The following is a 22,813-nucleotide window of genomic DNA, read 5'->3' as shown; positions in this document are numbered from 1 at the left end:
ATTGATGCGGACAGGTTTTGCATGGCACTGTGATTTGGGGTTGATACAGGGAATGCAGCTACAATGCGCGGCGAAACCAAAGCGCTACACATGGGCTACGATCCTAGTAACGACGCCAACCATGCGGTCGCCGTGCCGATCTATCAAACGGTCGCGTACGCATTCGACAGTGCGGATCACGGAGCGGCTCTGTTTAATCTTGAAGCGACCGGCTTCCGCTATAGTCGAATCAGCAATCCAACCACGACAGTACTAGAAACGCGTATTGCGTCTCTTGAGGAAGGTCTTGGTGCGCTGTGCGTCAGCACCGGTCAGGCGGCTGTCCACTATGCCATCATGAATATTGCCGAGGCAGGCAGCAATATCGTGACCGTACCGCAGCTTTATGGCACGACACATACGCTTTTGACTTATCTGCTTCCGCGATTTGGTATTACTGCACGTTTCGCCGAGACCGAACATCCGCGTAGCATTGAAAAACTGATCGATGACGATACGCGGGCGGTGTTTTGTGAAAGTGTCGGCAACCCCGCCGGCAATATTTGCGATATCGAGGCCTTGGCGGCGGTCGCACACCGGCACGGCGTGCCGCTGATCGTCGATAATACCGTGGCAACACCGGTGCTGCTGCGTCCGATTGCCTACGGCGCCGACGTCGTCGTGCATTCGCTGACCAAATTCGCCGGCGGCCATGGCACGACGCTGGGCGGCGCCATCATCGACGGCGGTCATTTCCCGTGGCGGAAATACCCAGAGAAATACCAGATGTTCAGCGTTGCCGATCCATCCTACCACGGCATGATCTACTCCGATCATTTTGGCCAGAGCGCCTACATCGAGCGCTGCCGCAGTTTCTATCAGCGGCTCACCGGTTCCGTGTTGTCGCCGTTCAATGCGTTTTTGCTGTTGCAAGGCATCGAAACAATGGCGCTCCGGGTCGAGCGTCATACCGACAATGCCAGAACGGTGGCGCGTTTCCTGCGCGATCACCCGCAGGTCGCCTGGGTCAACTACGTTGGCTTTGATGACAACCCTTATCACGACCTGGCGCAACGCTATCTCGGCGGACGCGCCTGCTCGTTGATTACCTTCGGCGTGCGTGGCGGCTTTGATGACGGCAAACGCTTCTATGATGCTCTGAAGCTGGTTCTCCGTTGCGTCAATCTCGGCGACTCAAAGTCATTGGCCTGCCATCCCGCGTCGACAACGCATCGGCAGATGCCAGTCGAGGCGCAGCGCAAGGCGGGCGTGGGTCCCGAAGTCATCAGGCTCAGCATCGGCATCGAACACGTCGACGACATCATTGAGGACCTCAACCAGGCGTTGGAGGGCTCCTGACATGCTCAGAATTGGGATCGTTAACAATATGTCTCCCGCCGCGATCGGCGGCACCGAACGGCATTTCCGCGAGCTTCTGGGCGAAGCGGCCGGAGACGGCATTCCCCTGAGCATCCAGTGGTTCCGGCTAATGGGCGCGCGCCCGGCCAACTATGGGCAGTTGGCCGACCTCAAGAAGCATGACTTCGACGGGCTCATCATCACCGGATGCGAGCCGAAAGCCGCCACCTTGCCGGATGAGCCGGTCTGGGAGCCGCTGACCAAAACGATTGACTGGGCGGCACGGACAACCACCTCGGTCATCTTCTCCTGCCTGTCCGCCCATGCCGCCGTGCTCCACCTCGATGGCGTGCAACGCCACCCGCAGCCCCGCAAGATCTTTGGCCTGTATCCCGCTGTTAAAGTCGCCGATCATCCGCTGCTCGCGGCCACGCCCGACACATGGTTGGCGCCACACTCGCGCTACAACAACCTGCTGCGCGACGAGCTTGAGGCGAATGGTTACCAGGTCCTGGCGGACTCCCGGGGCGCCGGCGTTGACACCTTTGCCAAGCAGGTGCGGCGTAGCCAGTTCATCTTCTTCCAAAGCCACGGCGAGTACGATGCCGGCGTGCTGATGCGCGAATACCGTCGCGATGTGGAGCGCTTCTACCTGGGCACCCGGATGCATTATCCGGCGGTGCCGGCAAACTACTTCAATGAGCAAATCACGGCGGAGCTCGAGGCACTGCGCCACTGCGCGTCCGCCGGCAGCAAGTCACGCGGTCAGCTCATCCTCGAGCGTGCCAGCCTGCCGACGCATAGCTGGAAGTCGACTGCCGTGCAGATGTATCGCAACTGGCTGACAATGCTGCTGGCGGCCCAGCAGACCCAGCACGTCGCAGCCCAACTGACCCAGCCCATGTCGCTGATGGCGGCGGAATGAGCCAGCCCCTGTTCCCGCCGCGGCAGGAGCGCCAGCGCATCGACCATGCGCTGACCGCAATGCTCGATACAGCGGAACAGCGGGTCCTTGCCGGCGCCGTGGTGCCGAGCTTCGACCACAGCCGTTTTGCCCGCGAGCTTGCCGGCTTTACCTTCGACACGCCGCGTGCCTGCGAAGCGACGCTGGCGTGGCTGATTGATCAGATGGAGCACGGCTTGGTCCACGTGAACCATCCGCGCTACTTCGGGCTGTTCAATCCGTCGCCGACCTTTCCCGCGCGGTGCGCGGACCGCATTGAGGCGGCGTTCAACCCGCAACTGGCGACCCGGACCACCTCGCCCGCCGCCGTCGACATCGAGAACCACCTCATCGCGGCCGTTGCGGCGCGCCTGGGGCTGCCCACCGGGTCGGGGGGTCATTTCACCTCGGGCGGTGCCGAAGCCAATTACACCGCCGTTCTCCTGGCGCTCAGCCGTGCCTCGCCAGCGTTTGGCGAGCATGGCGTGCGCGCGTTCCCCGGCCAGCCGGTGTTTTACGCCTCGCGCGAAAGCCATCTGGCCTGGATCAAGATCGCTGCCCAGGCCGGCCTTGGTCGTGCGGCGGTGCGCCTGGTGGCCACCGACGGGCATGGCCAGCTTGATCCGGCGGCGCTCGCGGATGCCATCGAAACCGACCGTGCGCTCGACTGCTGCCCATTTATGATCGCCGCCACCGCCGGCACCACGAACGCGGGAATGATCGATCCGCTGAACGCGTGCGCCGACCTCGCTGCTCGATATGGCATATGGCTGCATGTCGATGCGGCGTGGGCTGGCGCACTGATCGCCGTGCCCAACAGGCGGCATCATCTGGCGGGCATCGAGCGTGCCGACTCGGTCACTGTGGATGGCCACAAATGGTTCGCGACGACCATGGGCTGCGGCATGTTCGTCACCCGCCACCCAGCCTTGCTCGGCAGCACGTTTCATGTGGCGGCGAGCTACATGCCATCGCGCGCTGCTGCCGTCGATCCGTATATGAGTTCCATGCAATGGTCGCGCCGCTTTCTCGGCTTGCGGCTTTTCCTGTCGCTCGCCGCGGCGGGGTGGGAAGGCTACGCCGCGCATATCGAGCAAACCCTGGCGATGAGCGATCTGCTCAGGCAGCAACTGGCCGAACGGGATTGGCGCACGGTCAATGCATCCCCCGCCGGCGTGCTCTGCCTGTTGCCGCCACAGCCCGCGCCTGTGCGCCCGATCGTCGAACGCGTGCTGGCGTCCGGACGGGCCTGGGTATCGGTGGCAAGCTTCGAAGGACGTGAGGTGATGCGCGTGTGCGTTACCAGCGGATTGACAACGGCGGACGACGTCGCCGCCCTCGTCAGCACATTAATGCAGGCCGAAACAACTTGACTTAGCAAGGAATCCAAAATGGACACTCTAACCGCCGGGTACAGTCCGGTCATCGAAGAAATCTGTGCATACGACTGGGCCACGCTATCGCCTGACCAGTTGTCACTGGTCGCCTGGGCATATTACTACTTTTCGATCCAGTTTCGTGAAAATCTGGAAGTCACGCTGGCCTTGTTGCCAGATGATCCACAGCTTCAAAAGCTGAAGGCCGAGGAATGCGATACCGCCAACCTGTCACCTTGGCCGGGTGTCGCCGCGCCCGGTGAAGCGATGAACCACGACGAATTCATGGCCCGGGCTCTGCGCCTTTCACCCATCAACGCCGCCGCCAGGCACCGCGTTGAGCGGGCTGGCGAGCTTTACTTGAAACAGGTGCGCGCGACGGACGAGATGAGCAAGGCGATGAGCATCGCGAGCTATGAAGGCGGCGGCCTGGAAGCGATTTTCCACGCTTTCCTGCGCGCCAGAGACTGGAACACGCCACTGCTGCACGCCTTCCGGCACTTCCTGACTAAACACATCCAGTTCGACAGCAACCCTGATGCAGGACATGGCGCCTTGTGTGCCCACCTCGTCCCCGATGACCGGATTCGCGGGTTATGGGTCGCGTTCCGTACGCTTCTCATCGAGGCGGTGCCGCATCTCACTCTCGCCGCTTGATTATGCGGCGGACGGGACAAGACCGAGGAGAGGCAACCCGCACGACATAATCGTACGAGGCATGTGATGAGTGCAACAATACAACTTGAAATCGTCGACGTCGCGCTTGTCGCTGACGCTGCCGTTGCTATGGATATGCCGTTCGTCACTGACGTTCCCATCATCGCGGACGTCGCGCTGATCCCGGACCGAGAACGTGTGTTGCCCAAGACGATGTTGCTGCGTCACTGCTATCGTCTGGTCGAGGACGCTTGCCGCCGTGATCTCGATGTTATTCTCGCCCTTTTCGGGCTCGTTTGCTTGCTTCCCGTCATTCTTGTTCTCGCCTGCCTGATCGCGACGGATGGCGGGCCGGTGTTCTTTTCACATAAGCGGGTGGGTCGTCACGGCGTGATGTTTGGCTGCTGGAAATTCCGCACCATGGTTGTCGGGGCGGAAGAGTGTCTCCGTGACTACCTCAAGTATCATCCGCATGTCGTTCCGGAATGGAATCAGGAGAATAAGCTTGCGGTTGATCCGCGGATTACCCCGCTGGGAGCGTTTCTACGCAAGACCAGTCTTGACGAAGTGCCCCAGCTTTGGAACGTACTGTTGGGAGAAATGAGCCTGGTCGGTCCGCGTCCGGTGACCGCGCAAGAAATGCGGGAACGCTACGGATCGCATGCTGATGTTGTGACATCGGTAAGGCCCGGTGTTACCGGACTCTGGCAGGTCAGTGGCCGCAATGATATTGATTATGATCTGCGCGTTCTACTTGATCATCGCTACGTACGCTCCCGGACACTGCTTTCCGACCTTGTTATCATGCTCCAAACGGTGCCGGCCGTCGTGCGCGCCCGCGGAGCTCGTTGAGGACCGGCGTATGATGTCTCAAACCATATCAGTGTTGATGGCCGCCTATCAGCAGCAGCGCCCCGAGCATTTCGCGCGCGCGCTTGAGTCGATATTTGCCCAGGTTCAACCTGTTCAACAACTTGTTCTCACGCTGACCGGCCGGAGCGGACCTGAACAAGAGGCCATCGTCGCGCGTTACGCCGTCGATCCGCGTATCAATGATGTGAGGGTGCTGCGCCTGGCGCGCACCGTCGATCTGCCGGAAGCCCTGAATATCGGCCTGAACGCTTGCACAGGCACCTGGATCATGTGCATGGACAGCGCGGACGAATCGCTGCCGGATCGTTCAGCCGTGCAACTTGACTATGTGCGGCAGCATCCCGTTGACCTGGTGGGCGGCTGGACGGAAGAAGTCCTGGAAGGAAAGCCGGCGCGCGTCCTTGCGACCCCCACCACCCATGAGGCGATCGTCAAGGCGCTTGCGTGGCGCAATATCCTTGCCCATGCCGGCATGCTGGTTCGTGCCGATACGCTCCGCGCCGCAGGTGGCTATCGCAGCAACTATCCGCCGTTGGCGGATTGGGATCTGTGGGTCCGGCTTGCGCTGGCGAACGCGCGCTTTGCTGTTATTCCAAAGGTTCTGGTGCGCATGTTGACCGGGACGGAACAACGGTCACAGCGACGCGGCCTGCGATATCTTCAACATGAGGTGCGGTTTCGGACGTATTGCTGGATGCGGGGGTTTAGCAGTTTTCGTCAATACGCCTTTAGTACAGCGACATATGCAACGTTTCGATTGGCCGGCGCTGTTTCGGTACATCGCCTGAAGAGCAGAACGATGGCATGGCGCTGATGCCGATGAACATCAGCCTGCGGCGAACGACGTCCGCTAACCGGCGCGGCAACAGTTTGACCATCTTGGGGAATGCACAATGAAAACTGCTCTGGTCTGTGGTGCCGGTGGATTTATCGGTGGCCATCTGGTGCGTCGCTTGAAGCGCGAAGGCTTTTGGGTACGCGGCGTCGACCTCAAGTTTAACGAGTATTCGGAAAGCGAAGCAGACGACTTCGTGCTGGGTGACTTGCGCGAGCAGGCTTTTTGCCGCGCCATGATTGACCAATCGTTTGACGAAGTCTACCAGTTGGCCGCCGACATGGGTGGCGCGGGCTACATCTTCACGGGCGAGCACGATGCCGACGTGATGCACAACTCGGCCACCATCAATCTCAACGTGGTCGATGCGTGCCATAAGCGTCGCATCAAACGGGTCTTCTATTCGTCGTCCGCCTGCATGTATCCGGCTTATAACCAGGAAGATCCGGACAACCCGCTGTGCGCGGAAGCCTCGGCTTATCCTGCCGCGCCGGACAGCGAATACGGCTGGGAGAAACTGTTCAGCGAGCGGGTATATCTTGCTTACCGGCGAAACTATGGCGTGCAGGCGTTTGTTGCCCGCTATCATAATATCTTTGGCCCGGAGGGCACCTGGACCGGCGGCAAGGAAAAGGCGCCAGCGGCGATCTGTCGCAAGATCGCCATGGCGAGAAACGGGGATGCCATCGAAATTTGGGGCGACGGCAAGCAAACTCGCTCGTTCCTCTATGTTGATGAGTGCCTGGAAGGCAGCACGCGACTGCTCCGGTCAAACTTTGCCGGTCCAGTGAATATCGGCTCCGAGGAAATGGTCACCATTGACGGGCTGGTCGATCTGGTCGCCGACATCGCCGGCAAACGGATCAGCAAGAATCATATTTCCGGACCGACAGGCGTGCGCGGCCGAAACTCCGACAATCGTGTCATCGCGGCGAAGCTGAACTGGGCGCCGAGTCAGTCCCTGCGGCTAGGTCTGGAGAAGACCTATGCTTGGATCGAAACGCAGGTGTGCCGCAACTTTCCTGCCGAAAAGTTGGTTGCATGAACGACAAATTCGACTTTGGCCTTCTGCTGCGCCGGAAATGGCTGATTATGCTGTCCGGTTTGGTCGCCGCCTGTTTGGCGGTGGCCATGACCAAGGTCATGCCGCGTGAATATGCCGCTGACGGCGGCATGATTGTCGAGAACAGCGAACCCAACGTGCCGGAACTCGGGGTTGGCGTAGGCTCGTCGGGCGGCAACAACGACGGTGTTGTCCTGACACAATTGGAGGTTTTGCGCTCGCGTGGCCTGATCAACCAGGTTGTGCTCGATCACCACCTCGTTGATGCGCCTGACCTGAAGCCGGCTCTGCGGCTGCCGCTGGCTGTTCAGCATTTTCTGGCAATGATGCACGGCTATCTTGCGGCGGCCACCGCCGTCTTCGCTGCTTCGTCGGGCAATGGGTCTGAACGGAGTCCGGTTGATCAGGCGGCCGACTATATTGGCAAGCACCTCAAAGTGGCGGCGACCGACCATAGCAGCGTGATCTCACTCCGATTTCTGGCCGGCTCGCCGGTTCGGGCGACGGAAGTCATCAATGCGGTAATGGATGTCTATCTGGCGAACGACATCGCCCGGCGGAAGGTGCAAATCACGCAGGTCAACAACTGGTTGACCGAGCGGGCAGCCAGCTTGGAGAAGGACGCCAACAACGCTGAGCATGTGGTCACGGATTTCATCTCTCGCCACAATCACCCGGAGGTGCAAGGCTCGCTCACAGCTGCGATCCAGCTCAGCAAGGACCAGGAGAAGCTTGCCGTAGCGCAGCAGAAACTTGCCAATCAGGAAGCCGTCCTGAAGGCCACGCTGCATGGCGGTGGGGCTGGCGCCGAAGAAACTCTCGAGTCGAAAACGATCCAATTCTACAAGGATCGAGAGTCGCAAGTCAGGCAGCAGCTTGCATCGATGACGCAAATCGATCCGCGCCGGGTCGCGTTCGAACGGATACTGAGTGACATGCAGGCACAAGTCACGCTTGAAATACAGCGCATCGTGGATGCGACGCGCTACAAGGTCGATATCGATCAGGCCAACGTCAAGGCGACGGAAGCTGCTGTTGATCGCGATCTAGGACAGGCTCAGTCGTCCTCGGTGGACGCTGCGACGCTGCTTACGCTGCGCCATGATGCCGATGCCAAGCATCAGCTCTATCTTGCTTTCGGCACGCGCACCCAACAAACCATGCTTGCGGCGGCAGGGCTGCCATCGGCACGGATCCTGTTCAAGGCGGACCTTGAGCCGGCCACTTCCTTTATGAAAATGGCCTTGCTGTTCGGCTTTGTGGCTGGCGCTTTGTTGTCGTCCGCCCTGCTCATCCTGCGCGAGTCTTTCAGCACAAAGATCAACTCCACGATCAAGATGGCGATTGCCACCGGCTTGCCGGTGTTCGGCAGCCTGCCGGCGGTGAAGAAACCACGCGAGTTGATCGCCGCGCCGGCCACCTCCATGGTGGGCGAAACCCTGCGCGCGATCTGGCTGAAGATACGCCCGCCATCGGGCGAGGACTTGGCAACCACGGTGCTGGTTACCTCCAGCGACGTAGGCGAGGGCAAGACCACCATCGCGGCGGCCCTGGCGCATCGTATTGCCGAAGACGGCTATCGCGTCCTGCTGATTGATGGTGACCTGCGCCGCCATCGGTTGGCAGCCGCGCTGCGTCAACGCCCTACCCGGTTCCTGGACGGCATACTAAGCGGGTCTGTGACGTTGCAGGACGCGGTGATACGGGATCCGTTCTCTGGCGTAGACCTGCTCTTCTCTGATGGCAGCACGAGCAATCCCATGGCGGCGCTGTCGTCCGCTGCCTTCAGCATCCTGCTGATGGATGCCAGGCGGGAATACAACTTCGTGGTGCTCGACAGCCCGCCGGTTCTGCGGGTCGCCGATACCATGATCATGGCTGAGCTATGCCAACATATCCTGTTCATCGTGCGGTCCAATTACTTGGCGAGCGGGTTAATCAGCGAGGCCACGCGACGGTTCGCTGAGACGGACCGTTTGAAGATCTTCACCTTGTTGACAGGCGTACGACCCAATCACCTGCAACGCGGGGACTACTTTGGTGGCTATCTGCCGGCGCCAGCATAATGGACATCATGGTTCACGACTATTGCGGTCACCCGTTTCAGATTCACCTGAGTCGTCAACTGGCGGCGCGTGGCCACCGCGTGCTGCACGCGTACTACGCCGATAATCATGGGCCGAAAGGCCTGTTCCGGCGCCCCGATGACCCGGCCTCGCTGGAGGTCATCGGAATGAGCCTCGATTGCGTGGTGGCGCAAACCGCGCTGCTGGCGCGGCGCTCCCATGACCGTGCCTATGGTAAGCGCGTTGCCGATCTGATCCGAATTCGCCGCCCCGATGTGGTGATCTCCGGCAACACGCCGACCGAGGCCCAGCAGTTCATCATCAAGGGGTGCAAGGACGAAGGGAGCAGCTTCGTCTATTGGTTGCAGGACATCTACAGCATTGCAGTGACCAAGCTACTGAAAAAGCAGATCGGCCGCGCCGGCGCGGCGATTGGCGGCTACTACCGCTGGCTCGATCGCAGCCAGTTTCGCCGCAGTGACGCGATCATCGCGATCACCGACGATTTCAGCCCGCTGGCCGGTGCCTGGAGTGGCGATCCGGCCAAGGTGTCTGTTATCGAGAATTGGGCCGCGCTGGAGGATTGTCCGGTCGGACCAAAGGATAATGCCTGGGCGCGAACGCATGGCCTGAATGAACGCTTTACCTTTCTTTATTCCGGCACCCTCGGCCGCAAGCACAATCCGATGCTGCTGCTGCAACTGGCGAAGCAACTCGATTTGTCCGCCATGGTTGCCGTCGTGGCGCAAGGCGTCGGCATGCAGCTTTTGCAGAACGCTCCCCCCCTGGCTGCCTTGAAGCTTTTGCCGCTCCAGCCGGCCGCTCGGTTTCCCGAGGTGCTGGCCACGGGGGATGTTCTGATCGCCAGCATTGAAAGCGACGCAGGCAGCTTTGCCGTGCCTTCGAAAGTGCAATCGTATCTCTGTGCCGGACGGCCGATCCTGCTTGCGGCGCCAAAGGAAAATCTGGCGGCGCGTACTGTGCTGCGAGCCAATGCAGGGCTGGTGGTTGATCCCGATGACACGGCGGGATTTCTCGCCGCCGCCGAACGGCTGCTGCTTGATCCGGCCTTGCGGGCGGACCTGGGCGCCAATGGCCGCGCCTATGCCGAGAGAACGTTTGACCTCCGCTCCATCACCGACCGGTTCGAGGCCGTGTTTCGCGCTATCCGCCCCTCTCGCACCATGCGCCGCCAAACGGCCATTTCCAAGGCGGACCCGCGCCTTGTGCGTCCGGCGTCCGTGGCGGAATGAGGCAGGCATCGGTGCTGACTGCCTCTGAAACGGATGCGGCCTATGCCAGGGCCGGCATTATCACGATGCCTTCGCCGTTAACCGCCCGCCACCGGTCGATGATCCGCTTCATCACCACTCAACTGTTCTCTGTTCTGTTTCTGCAAAAACTTGCTTTGGGCTCCGGCACGTTCCAGATCAACGCGCCATTGCTGGTGATGACCGCGGGCATTGGTTGGATGGCGATTACAAGAAGGATTAACTTTTCCGTTCCCAGATTAGCCACCTACCTGATCTTTGTTGGTGTGTGCTTGATCTCGCAGGTAATCTCCGGTGCGGGCGCTGGTTCAATGCCAAGCTTTCTCGAACTGATGCTGATCTATGCGGCGATGACGATTACCACCGACCTGTCGGAAGCGGACTATCAACGCTGCCTGCTTGACCGGTTTGTAAAATTCATGATCCTGCCGGCGCTGATCGTCTTGATACAATATGGCTTTCAAAAGCTGACTGGCGGACCTGATCCACTTAGCATGGATAGGATGCTGCCCAAATCAGTGCTGTTGCAGGGCTTCTACTACAGCGCCCCGTATCCGGTCTGGACCTCCAGTTTCACCCGTCCGAACGGATTCTTTTTTCTGGAACCGTCCTTCATCTCCATGTTTACCGCCTCGGCGGCGATCTGTGAGTTGAGCTATCTTCGCCGCCCTTTGCTGATCGGGTTAATGATGTTGGCCACGGTGCTGAGCTTTGGCGGCACCGGCATGACGATGCTGGTGGTGGCGGCCCCGTTTTTGCTCGCTCGTGAAAATCCTCGTATTGTCTTGCTTCTCGTGACTGTTCTTGTTGTCGGGCTGGTGGTCGCGTCCATGATGGATGTGCCATTGCCGTTGATTTCGCGTCTTAACGAACTCGACAATGGCAAGGCAAGTGGTTCCGAACGCATGCTGACGCCGGCTGTGCGCCTTTTTGCCTTGCTGCTCGACCCCCACTACCTGTTGACAGGGACAGGGTCCGGCTCAACGGGCGCCGAAGACGGCAGTCCATGGCCAATGCTCAAACTGACCAATGAATATGGTCTGCTGACCATGGTCGCTTTTGTCGTGTTTTTCATTACGGCAATCCGAAGCAGGGGAAACATGCCGCTGAAGGCTGCCATTTCGGTCGTCTACCATTTTACCGGTGGATACTTGTTTGACATGGAAATGGTGTATTTCTTGATGCTGCTCAGCATGAATGAGCCGGTGCGCGAATCCGCCCCCGCCGTCATCCGCCGATCACCCTTGCGCTGCGTCGTGCCGGCCGTTCGCCTGTCGGGCCACGGCCGGTTACCCTCGAAATTAGCGGCCCTATCCATTCCACTGTCAGACCATAATGGATGAGTCCGGTGAACTTGAACTGGTGTGAGAATCGCCCGATCGAACCCGACCGGATGCGGCATATTTTTGCCGATCCGCCAAGACGTATCGATAACGTAAATATTTGGCCGGGAAGGCGCTGATGCAAGTTACCTATTTTGCCCAGGACTTGACCGATGCCGCCGTGGTTCGGCGGGTCCGGATGTTGCGCGCGGGGGGCGCCGAGGTAAAGCTCCTCGGCTTTCGGCGCTCGGCTCAGGCTTGCTCCACCGTTGATGGCGTCCCGGCCGTTGACCTTGGCCAAACCCATGATGGAAAGCTCGGACGCCGTGCCGCCCTGGTGCTGCGCCGCTGTCTTGAAGCTGGACAGTGGCGGGACTGGGTGGCCGGATGCGACGTGCTGTTGGCCCGCAACCTGGAAATGTGCACGATCGCCCTGGCGGCTCGCAAACGGGTCAACGCAACCGTGCCGCTGGTGTTTGAGTGTCTCGATATACACACCGCGCTCTCGGGCGCCAATTTGCCGTCCAAGCTTCTGCTAGCCTGGGAAAAGCATATTCTCCATCGCTGCGCCGCCTTGGTGGTGAGTTCGCCTGGCTTCCTGACGCATCATTTCCGGACGCTTGGCGTCGACTTGCCGCGCGTGATCTTGGCCGAGAACAAGCGCGTCATGGTTGATGCGGCGATCGAGCGACCGCCGCTCGCCCGGCCAGCGAACACACACTGGCGCGTTGGCTGGTTCGGCAACATCCGTTGCGCCGACAGCTTCCATATGCTGCTGGCATTGGCCAGGCGCGGGCCAGACATTATTGATGTCACTCTGCGTGGCAAACCGTCTCGGGCGTTGCAAGCCCTGATCGATCGGCATCTCCCCCTGCCTAACATGGTCTTTCACGGCCCATATCAACAGGCCGAACTCGCCACCATCTATCAGGCCGTGCATTTCACCTGGGGATGCGACTATTACGAAGCAGGTCTGAACTCCGACTGGTTGCTGCCAAACCGATTGTATGAGGGCAGTTTTTTTAACCGTCCGGTGATTGCCGCCACCGGAACGCAAACGGCGGAGTGGTTGCAAGCGCGCGGCGCGGGCGTACTGCTGGACACGCCAGCCAAAAACCTTGAACCGTTCCTCCGGCGCTTGACCCCGGATTTGTATGCTGATCTCCAGCGTGCCGCCGCGGCCATTCCAACAACCGATCTCGTCTGGACCCGCGCCGACTGCGAACGGTTCGTAGCTCAATTAGCCGGCCATAAGGCGGCTACGGCACGAAATCCGATATTCCACATTGCGGATAGGGCTCCGCGCAACCGGTCGCAACAGGCCGTTTGACATGGCAATGATTTGTCCGGATTTTGCCAGCCGATACGACGTGTTTGGTCTCGTGCGCATCGGATCAAATTCCACGTTCTCGTGCGACGCCGCGTTTCTTCGCGACATGCTTTCAAGCTGGTTGAACGCCGGGCGAGCGGTCGGCCATCCAGGCAACGCGACCATCCGCACCGATGCTCACGAAACGGTCGATGCATGATCGCGCCGCACCGCATCAATCGCGAACACCGCAAGCTGCTGTTCTCGCTGGGTACCATTTTCATGACCCGCATTCCCGGTGCGGTCGGCGTGTTGTGGTTCCTGCCGTTGCTTCGGTTCGGTCTAGGCACCGAGGATTATGCCAACCTGCTGAGCGCGATGGGTTTGGCGATAGCGGCGACGTTTCTGATCAATGGCTTCTCCATTTTCGGGCGCCGCCTAATTGGCGAGGCCTATGCAAATGGCGATCGCGTGGGCGAAGCGGACGGTTTCGCAAGCCTTGTGTGCGCAAATGCGTTGGCGCTCGCCCTGGCCCTAGCCATCATCGCTGCTTTTTGCACTCTGAGGGATTCCGGCACCGCTGTGCTGATAGTATCAATGTTGCCGGCTATCGGCATCTTTCTTACCACGTTCGATAACGTGCGCTCTGCCTATAACGAGCATTATGTTACGGCAACGGCTCAGTTTGTCCTTCAGGTGGGTATCTACACCATCGGCTTTCTTCTACCGGCGGTCCGGCATAGCCTGATTTTGGCCGCGCTGGTGCTGCAGGGCCATGCCATATTGTCAAGTCTGATCACGCTCGGGCTGCTGCTGCGCGACCGGGCTTATCTCCTGACTGGACGCCCCGTCGCGGCGTGGCGGGTGATACGTGAGGGCACAATTGTCGCGATGGCCGAAGGCTTATTGACGGCAACGCTGAGCTTATCGATGGTATGGTTGCAAACCACCGCCAGCGCGACGACCTCGGCATGGTTCGCCACGATTGTGCGGCTGTTCCAAACTTTTCTCACGCCGGTCATTCTGCTGCTGATGCCGCTGTCGAGCTATATCCGCCTGTCATGGAACGGCAAAACCTTTACTCAGCAACAGACCCTTGCCAAAGTCGTCTTGATGATCGGGCTTGGTTATGGCGCCCTGGTTGCGCTAGCACTCCTGCTGGCATCGCAACTTTATGTCGATCGCTTGCTGCATCTGCCCGCTCCCGGAGGATTGCTGCAAGTCCTGCCCTGCTTCCTGCTGTTTGGTGCCATCATTGCTTACAAAAGCTACTCCTCCATCGCCTATCTCGTGCTCGACGGGGCATCCCATCTTTCGTCGTGGACCACGGTGGCGATCACTGCGGCTGCGATGCTGGGCGCGGCAACGAGCTTCGCCGTCGATTCGTTCAGTGTGATCAGCGTCTATGCCGTGGCGACCAGTCTATCGATGATCCTGGTGCTGTGCTGGAACGCGGCGCGCTTCGTGCTTGACGGCAACCGCTTGCAGGAGAGCTGAATTCCTATGCTGGCAAAGCGCGCGCTGGTCATGGTTGTGCTGCTCCCGTTCGCAGTGAGCTACTCGGCGGAGGAGCCGGCGACCGAAGGCCCGATCCCGGCCGGCTTCCACCAGGTCTGGTCGGATGAGTTCACCACGCTGTCGCTGCGGACCGGCGGGCCGAGCTATGATGGTCTTGCGGATGGAACGGGCACCTGGGCGGCGCCTGGCGCCTGGTACAGCGACGATCCACGCGGCGTCGCGGGCTACGGCTACGATTGGTTCGTCGATCCGTCCTTCGATCGCTGGCCGGCCGGCTATCCACGGCTGGGGCAGTTCGCCATTACGCCCGAGGGACTGCGGATCCGCGCCGAGGCGCCGTCACCCGCTATGGCAAGGATGTTGCCGATGGCTGTGCGCGATCGCAAGATGCATCCGTGGCTGGCGGGCCAGATCAACAGTTTCCATGCCGTGCGGATCAAGCCGCCATTTTACTTTGAGGCCCGGGCAAAGATGCCAGCCGGCGTCGGGCGGCCGTTTCCGGCCATCTGGCTGGTGACCGGCGCGCATAAACATCCCGGTGATCATGCGCGGGACTACGAAATCGATGTGCAGGAAGGCTTTGGCGATAGCGACCGTTTGCACGCCACCATTCATTGGAACACATCGCCGGACACGGCCAACTTTCCGTCCCGCGACGTGGTGAACATGGCGGCCGCCGGTGATCTGTCAGCCGGATTCAATACCTGGGGTTGCTACGTAACAACCAAGCAACAGGTGATCTATTTCAATGGCAAGGAGGTCGGGCGGGTCGTAACGCCGGAGACCGCGGTGGCGGATCAACCGTTTGGCATCATTCTTGATGTCAGTGCCGGCCTGCCTTGGAAGGGCGGTGGGCCGCCGAGTGGCGGCCCGCATGATATGATCGTTCGCTATGTCCGGCTTTATGGACCGGACGGCCCAGGACCGGTCGCCCGTCCATGATCGCCAAGTCGATAGCGGCTGACTACTGATCATGGTCTGATTGGTCTGCACCACGTGGTCAACGCCCGCTTTTGAGGCATTGACGCGACAGTAACCCGCAGTGCCGGTCAGGCTCTCCGGCACCTGCTTCAGCGGTAACGCGTTTTGATGAACCAACAAGATGTCGATCACAAATTATACTTGCGATATAAAGTCGTGGACCGCGTTTTGCTGTGAAAACTATTATGTGATTGGGGTTCGATGCCTGTGTTCTGGTGTTCTTCTCAACTAAAGACTATACTAAAGTTAATGGGGAGAGCTTAATGTTACCGGTTAGCTTCGAAAGCTGCTTTGGACTGCTGCATGTTCCGCCATCAGACGCGATGTCAACCGCGGTGGTGATTTGTCCAGGTCTTACGATCGACGAATTAAGCGGGTATACGACGCTCCGCCTGCTGGCCGACGCTTTCGCCGATGCTGGCTTTCCAACGCTGCGGTTACATTATGCCGGAACCGGCGACGCGCCTGATCCAGCCAAGGGACCGGAATACTGGCTTCGCTGGCAACAGGATATTGGCGCGGCCATCGCGTGGATCGGCGCGCACTGCGGAGCCAGGCGCATCATTCTGTGTGGGTTTCGATTTGGCGCGCTGCTTGCCGCGACCGTGGCCGCGGCTCGTGCGGAAGTAGCCGGACTAATCTTGCTCGCCCCGGTGCTGCGCGGGCGGTCCTATATGCGCCAGCTCTCGATCGAAAGCACCCCAAGCCGGACCGGGATCGATGCCGGGCGGTTCTATCTTTCCGCCGAGACGGTCGCGCTGATCAGCAAAGTCGAGTTGCGCCATATCGTGCTGCCGCCGACCTGCAAGACGGCGCTATTCGCACGACCTTCGACCGTGCTTGCTCATTGTGCGGCCGATTGGAAAACCCGTGGCGTCGAGCTGACGGTTAACGACTTCGCCGGACTGGAACCGCTGCTTCGCCCTACCTTCGCCATGCATGAGGGATCGGCGGAGGTGGCTGCTATTGTCTCCTGGGCAATCCATGCGATACCGGATCGTTCCCTGGCGGACATGCTGTTGCCCAATTGCTCTGCGGTGGTCGAAACCGAGGACTGGATCGAAACACCACAATACTTCGGTCCTGCCCGAGACTTGTTCGGAGTTCTGTGCCGCCCGAGGCAATCCGGTAGCGAGGTTGTCGTTCTGATGGTGAATGCGAGTGGTGATCCGCATTGTGCCGGCGGTGCCGTTAACACCGCTCGGCATCTCGCGAGAGGTGGCGTGGCATCGTTTAGGATCGATCTGGCGGGCTTGGGTGACAGCGGCCAGGCGAACGATCAGCATGTTTTCGAAACAGATCGATCAGGTGACTGTTCAGCGGCGATTGATGCCCTCGAGGCGCTGAACTACAGGCAATTCGCCATTTTCGGCCTGTGCTCCGGCGCCTACCATGCGTTTCATGGTGCCAGTGCCGATCCTCGCATTGGCTATGCTGTCCTGATCAACCTGCCGTTCTTTGTCTGGACGCCCGGATTTCCACTCAACGACCTGACCTTTGATGTACGCAAGCCGGCGCATTTTTTGCAACGCCTGAATACTCGAGCGTTTTGGAAAATCTTCCTGTTCAAGTTGGTAACAGGTGACCTCAATCTGCGTGTCCGGCTGGCTTGGCTGGAGCGCAAGTTCCGTCGGCTGCCGGGTTTTACTCAGGATGTATCGCTGGCGACGCGCGTGGCCAAGCAAGTCAAGATGTTGTTCCTGATCTGCGAAGGCGACATCAGTGGCGAACTCCTGCGCCGCGAGTTTGGCCTGCATCCCCCACCGGGCACGCGCATCACGCTGGTGCCGGAACTCAACCATGCGATGACCGGCAGCTTCATGCGCGAGGTCGTGGCGCGCCACATCATTGCTTTTCTGCCGGCTGAATGCAGCGTGCAACCGCCTGCAAAAGCGCGTAGTTTAGCTGTTGCGGATGCGTAGGCATAGTGCGTATTGTAGCCGCGGGAGGGCATCCTGCGGACAACGGAATTGGTAGCAGCTTGTAATCGGAGGAAACATGATGACGGTTCACGACATCGTTTATGAGCAGATAAGGACTGTTGCAAAACAACAGCATAAAACGCTGGTATCGCTGGTTGACGACCTGCCATTGCTGGAAACCGGTCTTGACTCGCTTTGTATCGCCATCCTGATTGCATCTCTCGATGACCAACTGGACGCCAGCCCGTTTGACGAAGAAGGGGTCGTTATTCCGATCACCGTTGGTGATCTGGTCCAGATTTACCAAACGGCCAAGTATCCCGCCTAGGCGATTTAAAATAATGAATGCCCGTATTTCGCGGCAAGGCGTGCCCTTTAAGACAGCCGTTTATGAACACGAAACGTTTATTCGAACGGCGCGGCATCTTTCGGTGTGCAAGTGTGTAAAGCGCGGGCGGTAGTGAAATCGGTATAAGTACTCAGGCAATCAAGACGATGGAAGCGGCTCGTCATCCGGCAGATATTCCGACATGTCTTCGGTGTCCTTTCTGAATTTGTCTACCGAGGTGCTGTTGATAGAAAATTGCAAATGTGTAACGTCGTTGGTGGTCCCGGCGGTTGTGTTGTTCACTCAGGATACGGCGGCGGCTGTGGATTCTCAAACTCCGGACGCTTGTCGTGAAACTCAAAAAGCTGCCGTCCATCAGAATGAAATCTTTGTTTTCTTCACGGTTGGAGGGACGCCGGTGCGACATCATAACTACATAGTTAAAGATGTGCTTTGGAATGATACTAGCATGTTAGCGGTTGCGGCGGGTTAAACCGATGTCTGGCAGTGCTGCGAATATTCGCAAGGCGTGTTTGAGCATCATGGTCCGGAGATCGTCTGCCGCATGTTTCACGGCCTCGACCTCGATGCCGATAAAAGGATACGATTGAAATGTTTGAAGGCTGTCCGACGTGTATTTCGCCATGCATATTCCTGTGTCGCGACGGTATCACTGGCGACAAATTGTGGCGTGCCAATACGTTTGCCAGAACACCTCTTACGGTGGAGCAATGCAATTGAGTGCGGACCTCGGACAAGTTTGCGAAAATTACATGACCGAACACGATTGTCCCGCTCGATGATGGCGGCGCTGACGCTGTATCCGTCATGATTTTGGGCTTTTACCCGTCAGTCGACTCGTTGCTGATAAGCGCCAAGCCGCTCAGGAAAATGCCATTCCGCTGCTCCGTCACTGATAAAAGCGTCACCACGACACATTGCAATTGGCCTTGTCGCCGGAAGGTTCCACATGTTGCCGTCTAGGCGCTCGCTCGCGTCGTTAACGCTGGCCGCGCCCGCCGCCGGGCGGTTCATCATCGACGGGCAGGCCGCCGTGGCGCTGGCCGATTTGCGGGATGCGGCGCCTTTCGCCGCGCCGCTGGAAGCGTTTCGGGACAAGGCGGTTGTGTTGGCGACGGATCGCCAGATGACCACCGCCTTGGCAGCCATCGCGCTGGATGGGATCGCGCGGCGGCTGTTTTTTTGCACACCTGATCTAACCCCGCGTCTGCCGTCGATCCTCGTTGAAACAGGGGCGGACGTTGTGGTATCGGACCGTCCCCTGCCGCCATGCGATGTGCCTCTGATAACCTGTAGTGATGACCTACTTGTTCCCGTCACGCCGACCTCGCGCGACGTTGAAACCGAGTGGGTGCTGTTCACCTCGGGCACCACCGGCATGCCGAAAATGGTTGTGCATACCTTGGCCGGATTGAGCGGACCGCTCGATGACGGCGTTTTCGTCAGCCAAGGCACGGTCTGGAGCACGTTTTATGACATCCGCCGTTACGGCGGCATGCAGATAATGTTGCGTGCCTTGCTGGGCGGCGGTTCGCTGGTGCTGTCGCATGCCAGCGAACCGGTCGCGGCATACCTGCAACGCCTCAGCGGGCAGGGTGTGACGCATATCTCCGGCACGCCGTCGCATTGGCGCCGAGCGCTCATGAGCCCGGCGATCGTCACCTTCGCGCCCCGCTATGTCCGCCTGTCCGGCGAAACCGCCGATCAGGCCATTCTGGACAGGCTGCGCGACGCGTTTCCGACTGCCAACGTCGCACACGCCTTCGCCTCGACCGAGGCTGGAGTTGGTTTCGATGTGCGCGATGGAAAGGCCGGGTTCCCCGCCGATTTCATTCCTTATCCCAACGAAAACCGCTCGATCGAAATGAAGGTGGCGAACGGGACATTGCGCATCCGTTCGACCCGTACCGCGCGCGGTTATCTGGGCACCCATCGGCTTCCCGCCGAAGACGGATTTATCGATACCGGCGATCTCGTCGAGCAACGCGGCGACCGCTACTATTTCATGGGCCGCCGCGAAGGCGTGATTAATGTCGGCGGCCAGAAAGTGTTTCCCGAGGAAGTCGAGACTGTGCTGACCCAGCATCCCGATGTGTTGCTCGCACGGGTCTGGCCGCGCAAAAACCCGATCATGGGGGCGGTGGTCGCCGCCGACCTTGTGTTGCGACCCGCCGCCAAAGCCGACTTCGCCACCATCCGGAACGCCTTGCTGGCGCGCTGCCGGCAAACCCTCGCACCACACAAGGTGCCGGTGTCCTGGCACCTCATGGACAACATTGAAATGACGGCATCAGGGAAAGTCAAACGTGCTTAACATTGTCGTCACAGGCGGGACCCGCGGCATCGGACTTGCCGTTTGCCGGATGCTCGCTGCCGAGGGATACCGGGTCATACCGATCGGTCGCAGTCCGATGGCGGAAACCGAGATGCTGGGCGCGCAGCCGGAGTTCCCGTCCCTCGTCACCTGGGATCTGTCGGACATCGGCTCGTTAGGCAAACTGGCCGCCACGATCCGGGAGAATTTTGGTCCGGTCTATGGCTTGGTCAACAATGCCGGCATCGGTACCTCCGGCATTCTGTCCACCATGACGGATCGCGATCTCGCCCGGATCGTGCAGTTGAACGTGCTTTCACCGCTGACGCTGAGCAAGTATCTCGTGCGCTCCATGATGGCGGCCCGCGCTGGACGCATCGTGAACATGTCCTCGATCGTCGCCAGCACCGGCTATCCGGGGCTCACCGCGTACAGTGCGACAAAAGCGGCGCTGGAAGGCATGACCCGGTCGTTGGCGCGCGAAGTGGGCTCCCTGGGCATCACGGTCAATGCCGTCGCGCCTGGCTTTGTCGAGACCGGCCTGACCAGCGAACTGAACGAAAAACAACGCGAACAGATCAAGCGGCGCAGCGCTTTGCAGCGCATGGTGACGGTGAACGATGTCGCCGCCGCCGTCGCGTTCCTGATCAGCGAGAAAGCCGCCAACATCACCGGCACGGTGCTGACCGTCGATGCGGGAAACACCGCATGACCGCAACGGCAACCTGGGTGCGCGCGCTTGAAGCCACCAAGAAAGCGGCGTCCCTGACGCTGCACAGCATTCTCGATCAGGCGGCGTCTGCCTATCCTGACCGGCCGGCGCTGCTCGATGCGCACCACATGCTGACCTATACGGCGTTCGCCGAACGCGCCAACTGGTATGCGCACTGGGCGCTGGCGCAAGGCATCGCCGGCGCCACGGTGGGATTGCTCATCCCCAACTGCCTGGAATACGTGCCGATCTGGCTCGGCTTCACACGAGTGGGCTGCACCGTTGCCTTGCTCAACACCAATCTCAGCGGCGAGGCGCTGCGCCACAGCCTTGCGGCGGCACAGGCGACGCATTTGATCGCTGATGCGCGGGTTCCGCTGAACGCGACGCAGACCGGGGTGCGCCATGTATGGCGATGGCCAATGCACGATTGGCTGGGCAATCTGTGCGCGACACCGCCGGATGTGCCGCTGCCGGCAATCGATAGCGTGGCACTCTACGTCTACACGTCCGGCACCACCGGTCTGCCCAAGGCGACCAGGATCACCCATCGGCGCATCGTCGAATGGAGCTGCTGGTTCGGTGGCATGATGGATGTGCAACCCGAAGATCGGCTCTACGATTGCCTGCCGCTGTATCACAGCACAGGCGGCATCACGGCGATCGGCGCGATGCTGGTCAAGGGCGCTTCCGTTTACATCAAGGATCGGTTTTCCACCGGCCAGTTCTGGGACGATATCGTGCGGCATGAATGCACGATCTTTCAATATATTGGCGAACTGTGCCGCTACCTGATCCTGGCCTCGCCGCATCCCCTGGAACGGCAGCACAAGCTGCGTCTGGCCTGCGGCAACGGCATGCGCGGCGATGTGTGGGAGCGTTTTCAGGAACGTTTCGCCATCCCTCGGATCCTGGAATTCTATGCCGCCACCGAGGGAGCCCTGTCGCTCTACAACGTGGAGGGCAAACTGGGAGCGATCGGGCGCATTCCGCCATTTCTGGCACGCTCTATCGTCGTGGCAATCATCCGCTGCGACCCTGAAACCGGCCAGCCGTTGCATGACGAGCAAGGATTTTGCGCGCGCTGCACGGATGATGAACCCGGCGAAGCGATCAGCCGGATCGTCGATGGCCGGCGATTCGACGGCTACACGGATGGTGACGCCACGCATCGCAAGCTACTCTCGAACGTGTTCGAGACGGGTGATCTCTGGTATCGCTCCGGCGACTTGATGCGACGCGATCATGCCGGATTTTTTTATTTCGTGGATCGGCTTGGTGATACCTTCCGCTGGAAAGGCGAGAATGTGTCGACCACCGAGGTAGCAAGCATTCTGCAACGTTGTTCAGGGGTGATTGAAGCCTTCGTCTACGGCGTGTCGGTCGCCGGTAACGAGGGACGCGCCGGCATGGTCGCGCTCACCACCAGCGACGAGTTCCGCCTCGACGATTTCGCGGCACATTGCTTGGCGCACTTGCCGGTGTACGCGCGGCCGCTGTTTATCCGGCTCGCCCGATCGCTTGATCTCACCGGGACATTCAAACCAACCAAAGCAAGCTTGGCGCGGCAAGGCTATGATCATTCCCCCGATCCAGTGTGGCGGATGGAAGCAAAAACTGGCGGAGTACAGCCGTATGACGCCTCGCAGATCACGCCCTGAGCGGTAAGGTGCGGCCTATCCAGGTGCACGGTCCTCTCAAAACTGCTCTTCATTGAATTCCATGCGCGAAATCACATTGTCCCAAAAGGAGAATAATCCGACCAGCAGCATGACGGGGACAGTCAGCGTCCGCCATTAACTAATTTCACTTCCGCGTGATGACGCACCTGGACCGTGGCATTTCGTTGCAATGTAGTGCCGATTTGCGATAGAGCAATATCAGCCTGACTGGAATAGCGAAGCGATCTCAGGCTGATGAAATTGCTTGTGAAATACAGCTAAAGTGGTTCCACGCTTGGTGGA

Annotated in this window: 19 protein-coding genes; 18 read left to right on the top strand and 1 reads right to left on the bottom strand. The window is 59.7% G+C overall.

Translation table 11 applies throughout. From position 1 onward, the window contains the following. The first annotated feature begins 63 nt into the window (after nucleotides 1-63). The 15 genes from ACQY4S_RS14240 to ACQY4S_RS14170 all read left to right on the top strand — a co-directional run bounded on the left by ACQY4S_RS14240 (nucleotide 64) and on the right by ACQY4S_RS14170 (nucleotide 17,802). Entirely contained in the window at nucleotides 64-1,338 is a 1,275-nt protein-coding gene (locus ACQY4S_RS14240) for an O-acetylhomoserine aminocarboxypropyltransferase/cysteine synthase family protein (protein WP_428485849.1), read from the top strand. Nucleotide 1,339: 1 nt separating this feature from the next. Beyond that, nucleotides 1,340-2,263, top strand: coding sequence for a homoserine O-acetyltransferase/O-succinyltransferase family protein (locus ACQY4S_RS14235; protein WP_428485848.1), 924 nt, complete (start codon nucleotides 1,340-1,342; stop codon nucleotides 2,261-2,263). Further along, on the top strand, nucleotides 2,260-3,654 hold the full coding sequence (locus ACQY4S_RS14230; RefSeq protein ID WP_428485847.1) for a pyridoxal phosphate-dependent decarboxylase family protein: 1,395 nt from the start codon (nucleotides 2,260-2,262) through the stop codon (nucleotides 3,652-3,654). Before ACQY4S_RS14235 ends, ACQY4S_RS14230 begins: the two co-directional genes overlap by 4 nt. 18 nt (nucleotides 3,655-3,672) lie before the next feature. Then, a complete protein-coding gene (locus ACQY4S_RS14225) occupies nucleotides 3,673-4,314 on the top strand; it encodes a hypothetical protein (protein ID WP_428485846.1) in 642 nt (213 codons plus the stop codon). Nucleotides 4,315-4,380: 66 nt separating this feature from the next. Further along, nucleotides 4,381-5,166: a sugar transferase gene (locus ACQY4S_RS14220; RefSeq protein ID WP_428485845.1), complete on the top strand. Its 786-nt coding sequence runs from the start codon at nucleotides 4,381-4,383 to the stop codon at nucleotides 5,164-5,166. Between the two features lie 10 nt (nucleotides 5,167-5,176). Next, nucleotides 5,177-6,001, top strand: a complete 825-nt coding sequence (locus ACQY4S_RS14215; protein WP_428485844.1) for a glycosyltransferase — start codon at nucleotides 5,177-5,179, stop codon at nucleotides 5,999-6,001. Between the two features lie 79 nt (nucleotides 6,002-6,080). Further along, nucleotides 6,081-7,067: an NAD-dependent epimerase/dehydratase family protein gene (locus ACQY4S_RS14210; RefSeq protein WP_428485843.1), complete on the top strand. Its 987-nt coding sequence runs from the start codon at nucleotides 6,081-6,083 to the stop codon at nucleotides 7,065-7,067. Then, nucleotides 7,064-9,151 (top strand): GumC family protein, encoded by a 2,088-nt coding sequence (locus ACQY4S_RS14205; protein ID WP_428485842.1) that lies wholly within the window; start codon nucleotides 7,064-7,066, stop codon nucleotides 9,149-9,151. The genes ACQY4S_RS14210 and ACQY4S_RS14205 overlap by 4 nt, the downstream gene beginning before the upstream one ends. Next, a complete protein-coding gene (locus tag ACQY4S_RS14200; RefSeq protein WP_428485841.1) occupies nucleotides 9,151-10,404 on the top strand; it encodes a glycosyltransferase family 4 protein in 1,254 nt (417 codons plus the stop codon). Before ACQY4S_RS14205 ends, ACQY4S_RS14200 begins: the two co-directional genes overlap by 1 nt. Nucleotides 10,405-10,415: 11 nt before the next feature. Then, nucleotides 10,416-11,765, top strand: coding sequence for a hypothetical protein (locus tag ACQY4S_RS14195; protein ID WP_428485840.1), 1,350 nt, complete (start codon nucleotides 10,416-10,418; stop codon nucleotides 11,763-11,765). Nucleotides 11,766-11,910: 145 nt separating this feature from the next. Further along, nucleotides 11,911-13,074 (top strand): hypothetical protein, encoded by a 1,164-nt coding sequence (locus tag ACQY4S_RS14190; RefSeq protein ID WP_428485839.1) that lies wholly within the window; start codon nucleotides 11,911-11,913, stop codon nucleotides 13,072-13,074. 195 nt (nucleotides 13,075-13,269) lie between these two features. Further along, on the top strand, nucleotides 13,270-14,550 hold the full coding sequence (locus ACQY4S_RS14185; RefSeq protein WP_428485838.1) for a hypothetical protein: 1,281 nt from the start codon (nucleotides 13,270-13,272) through the stop codon (nucleotides 14,548-14,550). Between the two features lie 6 nt (nucleotides 14,551-14,556). Beyond that, entirely contained in the window at nucleotides 14,557-15,513 is a 957-nt protein-coding gene (locus ACQY4S_RS14180) for a glycoside hydrolase family 16 protein (protein WP_428485837.1), read from the top strand. A 230-nt stretch (nucleotides 15,514-15,743) separates the two neighbouring features. After that, the gene (locus ACQY4S_RS14175) at nucleotides 15,744-17,474 is read left to right on the top strand and encodes a serine aminopeptidase domain-containing protein (protein WP_428485836.1); all 1,731 of its coding nucleotides are present in this window, start codon (nucleotides 15,744-15,746) and stop codon (nucleotides 17,472-17,474) included. 76 nt (nucleotides 17,475-17,550) lie between these two features. Then, entirely contained in the window at nucleotides 17,551-17,802 is a 252-nt protein-coding gene (locus tag ACQY4S_RS14170) for a hypothetical protein (RefSeq protein WP_428485835.1), read from the top strand. A 472-nt stretch (nucleotides 17,803-18,274) separates the two neighbouring features. On the opposite strand, the gene ACQY4S_RS14165 is transcribed toward ACQY4S_RS14170, so the two are convergent. Next, nucleotides 18,275-18,448 carry a hypothetical protein gene (locus ACQY4S_RS14165; protein ID WP_428485834.1) on the bottom strand — a complete coding sequence of 58 codons (174 nt, stop codon included), beginning with the start codon at nucleotides 18,446-18,448 and terminating at the stop codon, nucleotides 18,275-18,277. A 324-nt stretch (nucleotides 18,449-18,772) separates the two neighbouring features. Between ACQY4S_RS14165 and ACQY4S_RS14160 the strand changes: the two genes are divergently transcribed. The 3 genes from ACQY4S_RS14160 to ACQY4S_RS14150 are packed head-to-tail and all read left to right on the top strand — an operon-like array spanning nucleotide 18,773 to nucleotide 22,510. Next, entirely contained in the window at nucleotides 18,773-20,137 is a 1,365-nt protein-coding gene (locus ACQY4S_RS14160; RefSeq protein WP_428485833.1) for a long-chain fatty acid--CoA ligase, read from the top strand. Beyond that, the gene (locus tag ACQY4S_RS14155) at nucleotides 20,130-20,849 is read left to right on the top strand and encodes an SDR family NAD(P)-dependent oxidoreductase (RefSeq protein WP_428485832.1); all 720 of its coding nucleotides are present in this window, start codon (nucleotides 20,130-20,132) and stop codon (nucleotides 20,847-20,849) included. The genes ACQY4S_RS14160 and ACQY4S_RS14155 overlap by 8 nt, the downstream gene beginning before the upstream one ends. Continuing rightward, nucleotides 20,846-22,510, top strand: coding sequence for an AMP-binding protein (locus tag ACQY4S_RS14150; protein ID WP_428485831.1), 1,665 nt, complete (start codon nucleotides 20,846-20,848; stop codon nucleotides 22,508-22,510). The genes ACQY4S_RS14155 and ACQY4S_RS14150 overlap by 4 nt, the downstream gene beginning before the upstream one ends. The last annotated feature ends 303 nt before the right edge of the window (nucleotides 22,511-22,813 follow it).

Source organism: Rhodopila sp. (genome assembly GCF_965276935.1).
In the GTDB taxonomy this organism is placed as follows: domain Bacteria; phylum Pseudomonadota; class Alphaproteobacteria; order Acetobacterales; family Acetobacteraceae; genus Rhodopila.
The sequence above is the reverse complement of the archived record's forward strand: the minus strand, read 5'-3'. Positions and strand labels throughout refer to the sequence as shown.